Origin of the sequence: Bifidobacterium sp. WK041_4_12, from assembly GCF_041080795.1 — a bacterium.
Taxonomy (GTDB): Bacteria; Actinomycetota; Actinomycetes; order Actinomycetales; family Bifidobacteriaceae; genus Bombiscardovia; species Bombiscardovia aquikefiricola.
This window is the reverse complement of sequence record NZ_CP129674.1, coordinates 740095-754946: the sequence shown is the minus strand read 5'-3', so window position 1 is coordinate 754946 and position 14852 is coordinate 740095. Positions and strand designations below refer to the sequence as shown.

The 14852-nt window shown below is 52.1% G+C and carries 13 protein-coding genes and 3 tRNA genes; 9 read left to right on the top strand and 7 right to left on the bottom strand.

Going from position 1 to position 14852, the window contains the following annotated elements:
* Positions 1 to 123 precede the first annotated feature (123 nt).
* Positions 124 to 702 (bottom strand): TetR/AcrR family transcriptional regulator, encoded by a 579-nt coding sequence (locus tag QN215_RS03335; protein WP_369344697.1) that lies wholly within the window; start codon positions 700 to 702, stop codon positions 124 to 126.
* A 98-nt stretch (positions 703 to 800) separates the two neighbouring features.
* Here QN215_RS03335 and QN215_RS03330 point away from each other — a divergent pair, with 98 nt between their 5' ends.
* Complete coding sequence (locus QN215_RS03330; protein WP_369344696.1) at positions 801 to 2303, top strand: MDR family MFS transporter; 1503 nt, start codon at positions 801 to 803, stop codon at positions 2301 to 2303.
* Here QN215_RS03330 and QN215_RS03325 read toward each other — a convergent pair.
* Together QN215_RS03325 and QN215_RS03320 are read right to left on the bottom strand one after the other, a co-directional pair.
* A complete protein-coding gene (locus tag QN215_RS03325; protein WP_369344695.1) occupies positions 2290 to 3255 on the bottom strand; it encodes a DMT family transporter in 966 nt (321 codons plus the stop codon). The genes QN215_RS03330 and QN215_RS03325 overlap by 14 nt on opposite strands.
* Positions 3256 to 3298: 43 nt before the next feature.
* The gene (locus tag QN215_RS03320; RefSeq protein WP_369344694.1) at positions 3299 to 4999 is read right to left on the bottom strand and encodes a serine hydrolase; all 1701 of its coding nucleotides are present in this window, start codon (positions 4997 to 4999) and stop codon (positions 3299 to 3301) included.
* 252 nt (positions 5000 to 5251) lie between these two features.
* Here QN215_RS03320 and QN215_RS03315 point away from each other — a divergent pair, with 252 nt between their 5' ends.
* Positions 5252 to 5545, top strand: coding sequence for a hypothetical protein (locus tag QN215_RS03315; protein WP_369344693.1), 294 nt, complete (start codon positions 5252 to 5254; stop codon positions 5543 to 5545).
* A 77-nt stretch (positions 5546 to 5622) separates the two neighbouring features.
* Here QN215_RS03315 and QN215_RS03310 read toward each other — a convergent pair whose 3' ends face one another.
* Positions 5623 to 6090, bottom strand: a complete 468-nt coding sequence (locus QN215_RS03310) for a Fur family transcriptional regulator (RefSeq protein WP_369344692.1) — start codon at positions 6088 to 6090, stop codon at positions 5623 to 5625.
* Positions 6091 to 6191: 101 nt separating this feature from the next.
* On the opposite strand from QN215_RS03310, the gene QN215_RS03305 reads away from it, so the two are divergent.
* Positions 6192 to 6788 (top strand): hypothetical protein, encoded by a 597-nt coding sequence (locus QN215_RS03305; RefSeq protein WP_369344691.1) that lies wholly within the window; start codon positions 6192 to 6194, stop codon positions 6786 to 6788.
* 48 nt (positions 6789 to 6836) lie between these two features.
* Here QN215_RS03305 and QN215_RS03300 read toward each other — a convergent pair whose 3' ends face one another.
* Positions 6837 to 8060: an acetamidase/formamidase family protein gene (locus QN215_RS03300; RefSeq protein ID WP_369344690.1), complete on the bottom strand. Its 1224-nt coding sequence runs from the start codon at positions 8058 to 8060 to the stop codon at positions 6837 to 6839.
* Between the two features lie 151 nt (positions 8061 to 8211).
* Here QN215_RS03300 and QN215_RS03295 point away from each other — a divergent pair, with 151 nt between their 5' ends.
* Positions 8212 to 9504 (top strand): SLC13 family permease, encoded by a 1293-nt coding sequence (locus QN215_RS03295; RefSeq protein WP_369344689.1) that lies wholly within the window; start codon positions 8212 to 8214, stop codon positions 9502 to 9504.
* A 725-nt stretch (positions 9505 to 10229) separates the two neighbouring features.
* Here QN215_RS03295 and QN215_RS03290 read toward each other — a convergent pair.
* Together QN215_RS03290 and QN215_RS03285 are read right to left on the bottom strand one after the other, a co-directional pair.
* Positions 10230 to 10301, bottom strand: a tRNA-Glu gene (locus QN215_RS03290).
* A gap of 233 nt (positions 10302 to 10534) precedes the next feature.
* The gene (locus QN215_RS03285) at positions 10535 to 11413 is read right to left on the bottom strand and encodes a tRNA (guanosine(46)-N(7))-methyltransferase TrmB (RefSeq protein ID WP_369345044.1); all 879 of its coding nucleotides are present in this window, start codon (positions 11411 to 11413) and stop codon (positions 10535 to 10537) included.
* A gap of 288 nt (positions 11414 to 11701) precedes the next feature.
* Between QN215_RS03285 and galE the strand changes: the two genes are divergently transcribed.
* The 5 genes from galE to QN215_RS03260 all read left to right on the top strand — a co-directional run bounded on the left by galE (position 11702) and on the right by QN215_RS03260 (position 14643).
* Positions 11702 to 12712 carry a UDP-glucose 4-epimerase GalE gene (gene galE / locus QN215_RS03280; RefSeq protein ID WP_369344688.1) on the top strand — a complete coding sequence of 337 codons (1011 nt, stop codon included), beginning with the start codon at positions 11702 to 11704 and terminating at the stop codon, positions 12710 to 12712.
* A 186-nt stretch (positions 12713 to 12898) separates the two neighbouring features.
* Positions 12899 to 13642 (top strand): DUF4190 domain-containing protein, encoded by a 744-nt coding sequence (locus tag QN215_RS03275; RefSeq protein WP_369344687.1) that lies wholly within the window; start codon positions 12899 to 12901, stop codon positions 13640 to 13642.
* Between the two features lie 60 nt (positions 13643 to 13702).
* On the top strand, positions 13703 to 14257 hold the full coding sequence (locus QN215_RS03270) for a gluconokinase (protein WP_369344686.1): 555 nt from the start codon (positions 13703 to 13705) through the stop codon (positions 14255 to 14257).
* Positions 14258 to 14445: 188 nt separating this feature from the next.
* Positions 14446 to 14519: transfer RNA gene (locus QN215_RS03265), tRNA-Asp, on the top strand.
* Between the two features lie 48 nt (positions 14520 to 14567).
* Positions 14568 to 14643 (top strand) — tRNA-Phe (locus tag QN215_RS03260).
* Positions 14644 to 14852 lie beyond the last annotated feature (209 nt).

The window sequence follows — 14852 nt, the reverse complement described above, 5'->3', positions numbered from 1 at the left end:
TTTGGCTCTTGCAGGAGAAACTACCTCATGGAGAGATTGTTCAGACAAATCAGCGCCGATTCCTGCAAAACAATAAACCATGCTGCGACTATCGAGTCGCAGCAGCAGCCCAGGCCACCCTGCTCAATAGTTCCTGATCAACGGCATGAAGACTGTATCGATCAGATCAACAATGACATCATCGTCGATCTGGGAAAGATTCATCAGAAATTCGTGCCGAATCAGGGTGTAGGGAAGTTCAATAATCCTTTGTGGTGGCATGGCATGAATCTCACCACGCTCCATTGCATGCGTGATAATGGCACGCATGATCATGGGCCTATTGCCCAGAATGTAAGCATGAACCTGAGACGGGGTGAGCCTCGAAGGGTCGAAATATGAAGCAAGCAGAACGCTGAACAACGCTGGCAAGAGCTTCGCATATCGGTGGTTCATGTTGCGCAGCATCTCGAGAACGTCCCCCCGAAGCGATCCCGTTTCGGGGATGGTCATGCGCACCCGCTCACTTCGACAGCGAAGAGTCGCCAGCACGAGCCCTTCCTTGGTCTTCCAACGCCGATAGATTGCGGCCTTACCGGTTTGAGCCTCTTCTGCCACCGCCTCAACGGTCAGATCCTGATAACCGTTTTTCAGCAATTGATTCCAGCATGCCAGGAGAATGGCTTCTTCCAGCTCTGCTCCCCTGCGCCGTGTCTGCACCATAAAAATCTCCAATAAGTAACGTTTGCGTTTCTTATATTATCGCGATATAGTTCTGACTGCAATAATAGCATACGACACCGTTCACTATAGGAGTTGTAATGACATCACGTCCCGACACTTCTTTCACCCCGTCTTCAGCTCACTCTTCACATCACTCTTTACCTCATTCTTCACCGATCTCCGAGCATGTTGAAGAGCCTCAGCAATCCCCATCCATCGGACGTCTGGTGGCGGCGCTGATGGCGGGGGCCATAACGCCGATTCTGGATTCAACCATAGTTGCAGTCGGCATGAACACCCTTGTTGCTGCATTCCACGCCCCAATTGCAACGATGCAGTGGGTGACAACCGGATACCTCCTCGCACTTGCCCTTGCAGTGCCATTCGTAAGCTGGGCACAGAACCGCTTCGGGGGCAAAAGAACCTGGATTTTTGCACTTAGCCTCTTTGTTCTTGGTTCCGTGCTATGCGCATGTGCTTGGAATGTGGGGGCCCTCATCGCATTTCGCGTCCTTCAGGGAATTGGAGGCGGGATTCTTCTACCGTTGATGCAGACACTGGCGATGCAGAACGTTCCAGCCCAGCAACGCACCAAAACCATTGCAAACATCAGCCTTCCGATTGCATTAGGCCCGATTCTCGGACCGGTGCTGGGTGGCATCGTGCTCAATTGGCTCACCTGGCACTGGCTCTTCCTCATCAATGTGCCCATCGGTATTGTCGGGCTTGTTCTAGCTGCGCTCTATTTGAAGAGTGACGCTCCGACTAGCCACACATACAACAGCGGTGCATCGCTGGACGTGCGCGGAGCTGTGCTGCTTTGCCCCGGATTGGCAGGATTGATGTATGGACTGTCAAAAAGCTATGATGTGGGCGGATTCGGGCGGAGTGACGTCTTGGTCAGCACCATCGGTGGCGCCGTGTTCTTCTGCGCGTTCATACTATGGGCAATGCATACAGGCGATCGTGCACTGATCAACGTCAGGCTGCTTCGCTTGCACTCAGTCAGTGTAGCTTCGTTCGGCATGCTGTTTGCCGGAGCAATCAGCTTTGCAGGAAACTTTGCGCTGCCCTTGTACTTCCAACTGCTTCGTGGCGATTCGGTGCTCAACGCAGCCTTCTTCCTCATACCCCAAGGACTCGGAGCATTGCTCGCTCGATTCTTCATCAGCCCTGTCGTGGAAAGACTTGGAGCTCGATTAAGCTGTTTCCTTTCGATGGTTCTGATGTTCGTGGCCACACTTCCATTCGCGTATTCCGACGCCCATACCAATCTGTGGTTCCTTGGCACCATGCTGTTCCTACGCGGACTTGGACAAGGGTTCATGCTGATACCGATGATGAGTGTGGCCTATAACGATGTGCCAATCGCACTCATGCCTCATGCCTCGGCCATCACTCGCATCGTTCAACAATTGGGTGGAGCGTTTGCAACGGCACTGGTTGCCGTGGTTCTGACCTTGCACGTCAACGCGGTCATGCCAGTGCGAGGCTTCGATCAGGCATTCTGGGTTATCGAAGGTTTCACTATCGTCTCAGCCATCATCGCATTGTTCCTGCCCAGCGTGAAGACAGAGCAGAAGACCCTTAAAACAGCTTGATAAGCACAACCCCGCAGATAAGTGCAAGCACACCGATCAGTTGCATCGGCGTGACCGAGACACGTTGTGCACCCAACCAGCCTCGGCTATCGATAAGCAATCCTCCGGAGATCATGCCAAAAAGCAGGATGACCACGGTCAGTCCCGTGCCAATTTCAGGGACAAGGTAGGCATTTCCAAGAACGAAAAGCGAACCGATGACTCCCCCAAGCCAAATCCACCAGGGATTGTTCTTAGAAAATGCCGAGCGAATATGGATACCGCGTTCAGCGATGGCAACGATCAGAATCAATGCGACCGTGCCAACGAAAAACGACACGAACGCAGCTTTCACAGCAGAGTGCAACACAACTCCGAGATGCCCGTTGATCGCAGCTTGCGCGGCGCTCATCATGCCTGTAGCAATACCTGCAAGTTGCCACGGTAGAAGGAACGAAGACCGTGTCTTCTGCAACCCATTTCTTGCCGATGTCGTGAATACGACAAGAAAGACACCGACTAGCACAACGATGCCACCGGCAACGCGAATCCAGGTGAGCGCATGCTGAGGTGAACCGAACCAGCCGAAATTATCGATCAGCATACTCATGATCAACTGCCCAACAACCGGCATAATTACTGTCTGAGCCGCACCCAGACGAGGAAAGAGAATGATGTTCCCCGTCAGATATACCACTCCGAGAATGCCACCAAGCCAAATCCACCACGGCTGCTGTGAAAACGTTGCAACCGGAATCAGCAATCCCTGCAAGGTTGCCAGCAGCACTGCAATGAGGAAAGCCGTGCCTACGGTAAATGAGATCATCGAGGACCGCAGCGGCGAGCCCACCACTTGACGAAGCCGTGAGTTGATGGCAGTTTGAACGGGCAGACCGAAGCCGACGACGAGTCCGATGAGCAGTGAAAGCATGAAGAACCTTTCCATATGAGTCAGGCCAAGTCTATCTAACAATGACTCATGAATGGCTCATGAATGGCTCATGGCCGAATCCATGCTATTGAGCAATCATGGAATCGATGGATTGCAGAACCTTTGACGTTAGGTCCGTTACCTCTTGTCCACTGTGGTTCTTGGTGAGGACTGCGAGCGCAATCGCATAATCCTTTACCTTGATAATGAGGAAATAGTTGTAGGCGTTCTTGATGCCTTGCCCACGATGCGCGGAAATCTGCATGCCTGCGGGAATGGCGATACCATCTGCTGCGATGTTATAGGTCATCAGATTTGCGCCACCAGCTGCTTCGGTTGCTTTCAACATGGCAACCGAATCGGCTGCCGTGGAATAGTTTTCGAGGCCTCCGTTAGAAGCTGCAACATCTCCAAAGTTTCGGCCTATTTCGGTAGAAGCATATCCGTTCGTATGCAGCCAGTCGGTCACCGCGCTGAATCCCCCTAGATCCGTCATTGCCGTGTTGGCATCGTTATTGCTCATGGTGTTCATCATGACGTCGGATGCCGTGATCGAATTGGGGTTCTTGCCTGAGTGAGCGTCCAGGTATATGGGCAGATACAATCCGGCTGCAACGAACTTCGTTGTTGCCAGCTGTGATGAATACGTGTCCTTACCGTTGATGTCTATGCCAGCGATAGCAGCATCGGATGCCGAGAATTGCGATATCAGGGTGTCGAGTTGCTTCTTGTCAAAGACCGTTTTCGACGGCTGCTCGGATGTGGTGGTCTGTTGTGGCGCACTCGTGGATGGTTTAACCTTCGTTGGACTCGTAGCGGAGCTTGCGGGGCTTGTGGAATTGGGCGAGTAAGTGCCCAATATGCCGCTGCCGAGTATCTCTACAACGATAAGACATATGGCAAGTATTGCTGCGATGGCTATGCCGATGCCTATGAGCAGCCGTTTCCTGCGAGAGGGCTGTCGCTGCTTGTGGGCCGGAGTCTGGGGCTGATTCTGTGGATTCGGTTGCTGAGTTGGAGACTGCTGCGGCTGTTGTTGTGGGGTAGCTTGTGGCTGCTGTTGCGCCGACGCTAGCGGCTGCCGAGCGTTATCAGGTGAGCTGTATGGCGTCTGGCCTGCGCCATGAGGATCTTGAGGATTGTCACTATTGCCTGATCCAGTCGTTCCAGTCGCTCCAATTGTTCCAATTGTTCCAATCGATCCATTCGATCCATTCGCCGCGCTCACGCCGTCTGAGGGATCACTCGAAACTCTGTCTTCAGATGCGTTTACCAAGTCGGCAAGATTGCCGGAATTGACCCCGAATGCTGCATTGGCTAGATTTGCTGAATTCATCTGCGCTGCATAGCCTGACTGACCCTGGCCATAGAGGGCGTCTGGCGTAGGTTGACTGTTCACACGAGCCAAGTGTGACGTTGCAGAAGCGGATCTTGTCTCACGACCTGAACCATTGTCCATCAGCGATTGCGCATCGGGTTGCCTATGCCCCTCCGACCCGCTGCCATCGGACAAGCTACGTCCCTTTGGCGTTATGGGAATGTCAAACGTGAAGGTGGGCTGATACTGCGTCTGTTCGAACTCGTTTAAGCCAAGGATGCCTGAGGCCGCGAAATTGGTGCCGCCATTATCCTTCGACATCGTATCATCGTGTCCATGTTCAACGTCAGATTCGCTGGTTGGCTTGGCATCTCGCGGATCTGAAGGCTTATCCGATAACTGCGAGCCGCAAGAGGCGCACACTTTTGCACCCTCTTCGTTCCTGAATCCGCACTTGTCGCAAACCAATATGGTCTCCTCGCTCCGTTTCATCTCTATCAATACCCTATCAAACAGTTACAGTGCACCCGCCATTGAACAGCGCCATCATTAAAAACCCTGTCGCATCCATTCCGCGCGATGCATAACAGCGTCTTGTGACAATTCCTCTTACATGGTGTGCACATCGTCGTCAGTGAATGATCATGATTGAGGTGCACAATTGATCACAATTGGTGTAATGGAATGAAGCGATAGCTAACTTGGGAGGATAACAGCGACATGGATACCGTATTGGTGGACATAGGCCAATGGTGTTGGACGGCGATAAGCGCGGTCTACGCCAACCTGGTCTCTCTATCCGTCACTTCCCTACTTGGCCTTTTGGCCGTTTCTTGGATAGTCGCCATCGTATTTCGGATTTTTGCAAGAGGCTCCGGTAGTCTGATGCGTCTTATTTCTTCAATTCTCGTCGGATTGGCAAGCCTGCTGTCAGTGATTATCGTGGTCGGCATTGTTGTTAACTTGACATCAGGTGCAGCGAATGATTTCACTGCATTCACCGCTTCAATCTGACTGCCGTTCGACCGTCTTACACCCCACGGCGCCATACTTGCCCACGGCTCTACGATGGGATAACAGCCCGGAACAATTCAGACAGTCGCGCTCTTCGACTCTTGTGCAGCACATTCCTTGCACAATCCATACAGCAGCAAATCACCCGAATCGACGCTGAATCCTGCCTCAGCCGCAGACCGTATATCTTGCTGCGTGACGGGCGGGATGTCCAAATCGATGATTCTTCCACACTTTTTGCACCTCATATGGGCATGTGGATGACTCCATCCCGTGTCATAGAGCATCTCGCCATTGTTGATTGCCATTTTGTGGATGACACCGAGCTGGGTGAACAGCTCAAGAGTGGAATAGACCGTAGGCAGTGAGATGCCGGGAAAAACTTCCTCAAGTTCCTGCTGAATCTGTTGAGCACTGACATGCTGCGCCGTTGCAGTGATGATGCGATAGATCAACTTGCGTTGTGGGGTGGTTCGTAAACCTTTGTCATGAAGAACCTTGTCGAGATTCGTCTGAACTGTACGTTCGTCTTGTGCTGCTTGCATATGACCCATTCTAGACAACTTTGACCGTTATCTCAATGAATTTGTTCTCTTAATTTGCATTTTATTAGAAATCAATTAAAATAAGAAATGGAGGTTTTGATATGACTCATTCAGAGAACATTGATTCTGAGATGGCTTATTCGGACTCAGCAACTTCGAATACGACAGCCAAACAATCGCCAGCGGGTTCATCACCTGCCGCATTTGCCAAAAAACTATTATCGTACGATCACAACGACAGTTCATTTGTGCTGCGTTACATTCAGCCGGGTCTCGTCGGTCTGATTGATGGAACGGTGAGTACGCTCGCACCCGTATTCGCATCCGCTATCTTTTCCGGCTCTCATGCCGCGTTCATCGTCGGCATGGCAACCGCACTCGGTGCTGGAGTAAGCATGGGCTGGTCAGAAGCACTGTCTGACAATGGAAAGACGACAGGTCGCGGTTCAGCCATAGTTCGAGGAGCGATCACCGGCGCTGCGACCACCATCGGTGGCACCTTCCACACACTCCCCTTCCTGATACCCGACCTGCACCTATCGTTGATAGTTGCATTCATCGTGGTAGCCATTGAACTCGTTGTCATTGCATGGGTGCGCTACCGCTTCCTGCATGTCCCGATGAAGAATTCGCTCCTCGTGGTCACGCTCGGCGGCCTGATAGTGCTCGCAATCGGAATCGCTCTGGGAGCCAGCTGATTCTCACTGCATGAAGGCAAAGGCGCCAAGCCTACATCGGCATTAAGGTCATTGCATAGGGCATAGGCTTTTGGGAATGCATGCATGAACTCCCTTGACGATATCCACAGCTTCGGAGATATTGAAATCTATGCATGCACTTGCCAGGGCATATGCATGGGCATCATCCATGGCATACAGATGGTTGAGGGCCGTGATAGTTTCCGTAACGCAATGCTCGAGTGCTTCATCGAGGGTAAGCGCTCTTCCTGTGGTGACCCAGTAATCAGGCGTTTCGATCATAGGTCCCTCTAGCGCGCCAACATGGGCTTTGAACGTTACGCGAGGTATCACGGTCAGTTTCAATTGTGCATGCAACGAGGCCTCAAGCGCTGTCAGCGAGACCTCGCCGTTGCCCTGCACGAAATGCGGATCGCCAACATAGAAGCCTGCTCCCTCAACTTGAATGGGGAGATACAGCGTCGAGCCGGATACCAGCAGGTTAATGTCGAGATTGCCTCCAAAATCCCCCGGAGGAACTGTGCTCAAATGTTCGTCGGTCGCTGGGGTGACTCCCATGATTCCCAAGAACGGAGCCAAAGGGAAGGCGATTCTCTCAGCCTGACCATCACTCGAATCCCGCTGCCCGCCCGCAAAGGACAGAGACGTGTTTGCAAGGGGCAAAGTCGCGTTTGCTCCACCTTCACCGATGCTATCTGCTTGCACAATGGCATCATCAAGCGGGTCCGACTGCTTCAGCCGGTTTTCATAACGTGCAAGCGCATCCGGACCGGTCTTGTCAATCACACCCCACATCGCTCCATTACGGGTGATCTGTTGGGCAAAAACGCTTACCGTTGGTTTCCCTTGGGGAAAACGGCGAGTGAGCACTCCCTTCCCATGTCGGTTTGAGATAATGCCATACGGAACCCGCGGCGTGAGTTGAAGGACTTCTACCTTCAGATAATCGCCAGCATGCGCATTGGCAATGTCTATCCTTCGATTGACTATGTGCGGACCTGCACCTTTGATATGCGGAACATTGTTGACAAGGTTCACCGCATCAGGAAGAACCTGATCCGCATCAATGCCTTGCGCGCCGAAGAATGCAATGGGATCGCTTCCCTGATCCTCAAGCACACCTTCATGGCTGAGCGTATCGATGGTGACAATGGATCCCGAATCCACCGTGCACAGGGGCTCATCACGTTGACTGGGCAACACTCCCCACAACACGGATTCAGGTGACGATGTGATAGTAAATATTGTTCCAGTCCTCTCAAATTTCTGCATGTAGGATCCTTGCATGAAGTCAATGTGAAATTAGAATACCAACATCTCTAATATATGTAAGAATTATTTCATGCCATGACTCAATCCACGAGTCACTCGGCATCTGGGCTGGGTATACTCGTCTCGAAGGATAACGAACTGGGGACGCAACGTGATTCATCTGGAATACCTTGCAATAACGGCACTGTTGCTCGGGGTAATGCTTTACATCACCGTTACTGCCAAGAACGGTTGGGTGGAAGGTGTCGTCGGCATCGTCGGTTCAGGGCTGCTGCTCGCGATTCATGCAACCAGCTATTCAGTTGCCGTGTCGAATATCACACAAATACTGCCGACCGTTCTCTTCCTTGGATGCTGCCTGACTTTTGCCCGATTGTGCGAGAAGGAGCGGCTCTTCGAATATCTAGGATACGCAGTCGGCAAGCTATGCCGCGAAAAACCGAGACTTCTGTTTCTTTTTGTATTTGCACTCTGCGCGATAGTCACCACTGTTCTGAGCCTCGACGCCACGATTCTGCTGCTTACACCCATCGTGCTCCAAGCAGCAAGTCGCCTGCGACTCGACCACCGTCCATTTTCGTATGTCACGGTGCATCTTGCAAACACGGCATCCATGCTTCTTCCTGTGTCCAACCTGACCAACTTGCTGCTCATAGCCTACGGAAACATGGGTTTCATGACGTTCATCCGCCTGTCATGGCTGCCGTGGCTTATCGCTCTTCTCGTCGAATTCCTTTCATTGTTTGTGATGTTCCACGCATCGCTGCATAAGAGCCGTCCATCTCAGACCCAGCCAGTCAATGGTCAATCTCCTGATCAAACCTTCACCCATCCCCCTGTATTCGCCATGGTTGCAGTTGTATTGACGCTGATAGGATTCGTCATCACCGGAATGCTTGACATTCCTCCCTATTGGGTGGCCTTGTCTGGATGCATAGCGCTGGTTTTGAAACGATCCCTCTCGAAGAAATCGACACTTTCCGAAGAGCTGCGAACGTCTTGGAAGTCGTTCAATCTCTCATTCCTGATTTTCGTTCTATCGCTGAGCGTCGTGGTTGCAGCGTTATCCAACAATGGAGTGAATACTCTGCTGCTTCCCATATTTCACCGGCCGGTCACTTTGCTGACACTACTACTCGTCGCCGCGGTATCCGTGCTTGCTTGCAACGTGTTGAACAATCTGCCTGCTGCAATGCTGTTGATTCCCCTCGCAGCAAGTCACAGCCCTGTCATGGCGATGGCCGTATTGATCGGAGTCAACATTGGGCCCAATCTGACATACATCGGCTCATTGGCGAACATACTATGGAGACGCATTCTGATAAGAACCGGGAAAAAAGTCGAACTGCTCCAATTTACCTGGATCGGATTGGTTTCCACATCTCTGTGCATCATAGCGGCAATAACCGCGCTATGGCTGAGCTCAACGGCCTTCAGTCTATAGGGAAGGCTTCGCCTGCCTCATATTCGAAAGTCACCTGCACACCATCGTTAATACTGCTTTGATTTGTATACAACGATTGTTAAGAGATTGACATTCGAATGGAATGAACGCAGCCGCTATGGAACTGCACTGGCACCTCAACTGCAGGGATGTTGGTCTGGAAGCATCACGCGCGATCAACCACTCATTCCACTGCAATCCCAGCATGTGAGGTCATCCACTCAGCTACTATGACAATCCGATGGGTGAACGGCCATGCTCATTGCACATATTCACTGCGGGATGCGAGTTTTGTTGCCTTTTTCAAGTAGCTTCAGAAAATTTCGGCCAGCAAGCCATCAAACCCGCCGAAAAAGAGCTTCATAACAACGCGGCAACACAACCAAATTCAAGGAATACTCAAAAAAGGCAACAAAACTCGAAACGTGGCGAAAAATGAAGCCATCAACCCCAATTTCACCACTCAAAATCCACACACCACATCAAGAGAAATCACATTGCCTGATTCATGCGCGCAGAAATGCTCAAGATCGAGACCGACCATCACCGTGATGGTTAAGTAAAGATATCGGTGAGGGGTCAAAATTGCTTCGAGAGTTTCGTTTTCTGAACCTCGCAACGCTCCTGAAAGCTCACAAACTTGGTACTTGTAAACCCACAGTAAACCCATGACCCAAATTTTAAGGTCTTGAGGTAGGTGCCGCAAACCCTTGCGGCAGTAGAAGTACCCCCGGAGAGAGTCGAACTCTCGTTGTCAGATTGAAAGTCTGGTGTCCTAACCGTTAGACGACGGGGGCAAACAAAAACATTCTATGCAAAACTCTCCAATAGGGCAAACTGGCGTGCCTTCGTGTCGCACTGAACGATTTTTTGCCGTGTTCGCCACGAAGAAGGCACCCCGCGACCCGAGCGTCCAAGGTGTTCTGGTTTCAGAATTTCTGCAGTTTCGCGCAAGCAACACAGCATATGTGCCAGTTCAAGAATGCGCTTAACAAACCACGGATATGCCCAAAGAACCACGTCAGAAGGCTTACGACCTCATGCATGACTCACTGGATATTTCGGCACGATAGGTAAAATCATGAATGATCCGACCGGCTTTAAGACCTTTCTGCTCGAAATTGGTCAGGACGCGACCTTCAAATCGAGACGACTCGCTGAATTCTCCATGGGGAAGCTTGTCTGCATCCATCGCAGTTCCCTTGCCAACGTGTTCGAGCGGAAGCTGGACCGCGAGATTGCCATCATTGCGCAGAAAGCCACAGGAATCCAAAACCTCATGAATATGGAGTGCATAGTCATCGATATCGGTAGCTATGCGCCATGCACCATATGGCTCAAGTGCGCACGCAATGCTTTGCGCGAAGTCAAGCTGAATGATTCGCCGCTTATGATGTTTCATTTTCGGCCACGGGTCGGGAAAGAAGGTCCACACTTCCGCAACGCTCCCCCGCTCGCACGATGCCAGCAGTTCAGGAGCATTGACCTGAGCGACTCGCAGGTTGGTCAATCCCTGCTTTCCGGCCATGAGCATGGTGTGGGCCAAACCTGCGGTGTACACTTCCAAGGCCAGAAAATTCTTGTCTGGATGACTGGCTGCTGCAGCGACTATGTTTTCACCTTGTCCGCTTCCGACTTCAACAATCAGGGGATGTGTGGTGCCCCAGGTCTCACGCACGAATGCTTGATTCAGTGTGAAGTCTTGAGGAACTTCAAGACTTGCATGCTCTGCTTGTTCTGCCGATTCAAGCGAGCTTCCTTGAGCGCCGAGAGTCAGATCAATAAGGTATTGGTCGTGATAAGTGTCCCACGCGCGTAGCAGCCGTGGATCAATGTGACCGGAGCGGCGCACATACGACACTATGGAACGGCGTCCCGCGTATTCGGCTGAAGCATTGTGGGAATCCATCGGCACTTCTGCACTCATGCAGCACTCCTTATATATCTGTATATATGTACAACCGTTTGTCCGTACAACCATATGTCTGTACAACCGACAGTAAACGATATCATCAACACGGTTGACTCATAAGAGACCGGAGAAACATCAAGGATTGTTGTTCATTGATGTTCATGTGATATACTAAAACCGAAAGAAATCGAACATAATGAAGCAAATGTGAACAAAGTTCGCAGGCTTGTTGCATGCAATCTGCACTGCTGCGCACTCGTTCATCACTTCCTAGAAAGGCAACTTATGACAGTTCTCGTCACTGGTGGATGCGGATATATTGGCGCCCATGTTGTTCATGCCCTTCATCAGGCAGGTCAGAAGGTCGTCGTCGTAGACGATTTGAGCTATGGAAAACCGACTCGAATCGAAGGCGCACGCCTGTACGGAGCAGACGTTTCCGCCCCAGGCTCAGATGAGCGCATCGCGGAAATCATCAAAGACAACGATGTCGATTCGGTCATTCACTTCGCAGCCCGCAAGCAGGTCGGTGAATCGGTCGCAAAACCGCTGTGGTATTACCAACAGAACGTTAACGGCATGCTCAATGTGCTGCAAGGCATGGCAACGGCCGGAGCAAAGAAGCTCGTGTTCTCCAGCTCTGCTGCAACCTATGGCGTGCCCCCTGTGGACGTCGTTCCTGAGGATGTCGTTCCGATGGTCCCCATCAACCCTTACGGTCAGACCAAGCTCTTCGGAGAGTGGATGGCACGAGCATGCGAAGAGCCTTTCGGCATTCGCTTCTGCGCTCTTCGCTACTTCAACGTCGCCGGCTGCGGACCAGTTGAGCTCGAGGATCCAGCAATCCTGAATCTGATCCCCATGCTCTTCGACCGTCTCAAGAAGGGCAAAGCACCTGCAATATTCGGTGATGACTATCCAACGCCGGATGGCACATGCGTTCGTGACTACATTCATGTTGCCGACCTCGCCGACGCTCACATTGCAGCCCTGAGCTATCTCGACCGCGACGAGCGCAAGTACGATGCCTTCAACGTTGGTACAGGCGAAGGCACTTCGGTACGCCAGATTGTTGACGAAGTCAAGAAAGTCACCGGACTCCCCTTCACCGAGGCAGTCATGGCTCGTCGCGCGGGCGATCCGCCGCACCTCATCGGCTCGCCAAAGCGCATCAATGAAGAAATGGGATGGCACGCACAGTACGGTGTCGAAGATATCGTCAAGTCCGCATGGGACGCATGGCAGGCCAATCCAGAACATCACATCGATGTCGAAAACTGGAAGCAGAACGCCTGAGCACCCGCTCAACTCATCAATGGGTCTCACCTAGGGGGATTGCCTCTTCCCTAGGTGAGACCCATTTCGCATATCTGGAAGGCAAACACCCCTACCGTCGGCAGGTCAGACTCTCTGCGCCTGACGAATTTCTGTTTTCAAGCAAATCCCTTCATGCAAGACCAGATGCTCCACTAGACTGACCGTATGAGCGATGCACACAATCAATGGAACAACAACGAAGCGAATGGACAGCAACCTTCCCAGGAACAATATGGCCAGCCAACTTCCAACGACGGCCAGAATGCCGGCATGCCGCCGCAGAATGAATACGGCCAGCAATGGAATCAGCACAATCCCCAGGACTCGATGGACTATGGATACCAGCCGGGTCCAGGCGCTCCGCAAGGTGGTCAGTATCAGAACGGTCAATACCAGGACGGTGAGTATCAGGGTAACCAGTATCAAGGCGGTCAATACCAGAACGGTCCGCAGTATCCTCCTCAGCAGCCTCAGCAGCCGTACCAAAACTTCCCTCCATATGCTGGATCATACGGATATCCACCGCACAATCCCGGTCAGCCTTGGAATATCATGTCTATCGTCGGTTTTGTCGTGTCGTTCCTCATGCCTCCGGTGGGCTTGATTCTTTCGATCGTCGCACTGGTTCAGCTTCATCGCTCCCGCGAACGCGGTCAGGGCCTTGCGGTTGGCGGAGTGGTTCTCGGAGCAATTTTTTCCCTGTTCACGGTGATATTGATAGGTCTCATGCTCTGGGGTATCTCAATGGTTGGGACAGGAGAATTTTCCTACGAGAGCCCGAGCTGTTCCGGCTATTCCTGCTCAAGCAACGATTCCGGCGACGACTCGATTGACAGCAGTTATCTCGACCAGGCTTTCAATACCGTGGAAATTCCTACTGCGGCATCTGCAGCAACGCCATGGCGCTGACTTCCGTATGCCCGTGACGTTAGCAAGGAGGAAAGCGCGGAGAAAAGCGAGAGCATGCAAATGAGCGAAAAACAAGATGCCCCCAGTAGACCCATCCACATTGTTGTCATGGGTGTATCCGGTTGCGGAAAATCTGCGGTTTCCAAAGCACTGCGCGACCGGCTTGGGCTGACGATGGCCGAGGGTGACGACTTTCATTCACAGGCCAGCATCGACACAATGTCTCGAGGCATTCCCCTCACCGATGCCGACCGGCTCCCTTGGCTTGAACTGATCAATCGATGGATGCTTCATCGCGATGCCCTGGGCGAGTCCACCGTGGTATCGTGTTCCGCGCTGAAACGCTCGTATCGAAACATACTGCGCAAGGGTGTGCCTGTGTTCTTCATCCACCTTGTCGGATCGCAGAAGCTAATTCAGCAGCGTGTTAACGCCCGGAAGGGACATTTCATGCCTGCCACGCTGCTCCCCAGTCAATTCGCAGACCTGGAGCCTCTGCAACCGGATGAACCGGGCATCGAAGTTTCAGTCCAGGGAACACGGGAAGCAATGATCCAGCGTTCAATCGATGCTGTCAGAACCCATGCGCAATTCGAGGAATCATCAAGCTCTTGAGCTGCCGCAGAGTAGCCCGAAGAACCCTTGAAGGCGTTCTCCTCATTGCATTTACTGTTCGGCGGATACACCACCAGCAATCGATTTCCTCATGCCTTGCGACACGCCACACAGCAGAAAACTCGCCACGGTTTGTCATCTCGCCGGGTTTCTTGTAAGATATCCACTTGGCTGCTTTTTGTAGTCATGGCCCCGTAGCTCAGCTGGTTAGAGCGCCGCCCTGTCACGGCGGAGGTCACCGGTTCAAGTCCGGCCGGGGTCGCAAGAATGGTGAAAGCCCGGTTTATCCGGGTTTTTTCAACTGTTCTCTGGCTCTGTAGCTCAGTTGGTAGAGCGAGCGACTGAAAATCGCTAGGTCAGCGGATCGATGCCGCTCGGAGCCACCACTGAAAAACCCTCACCCAATGGCCATCGCCTCTGGATGAGGGTTTTGCGTATGAACCACCGCTTTTCGCCACGACATTCCGGGCCCAAAACCCGTCACTCAGCCCTAAAAGACCCCAAAATGATGAGTGACGTCGAGTTTTGTTGCCTTTATTCGAATATACCGTTGAAAATCATTGAAGTTCTAAGACCAGAACAGACAAAAACTCCG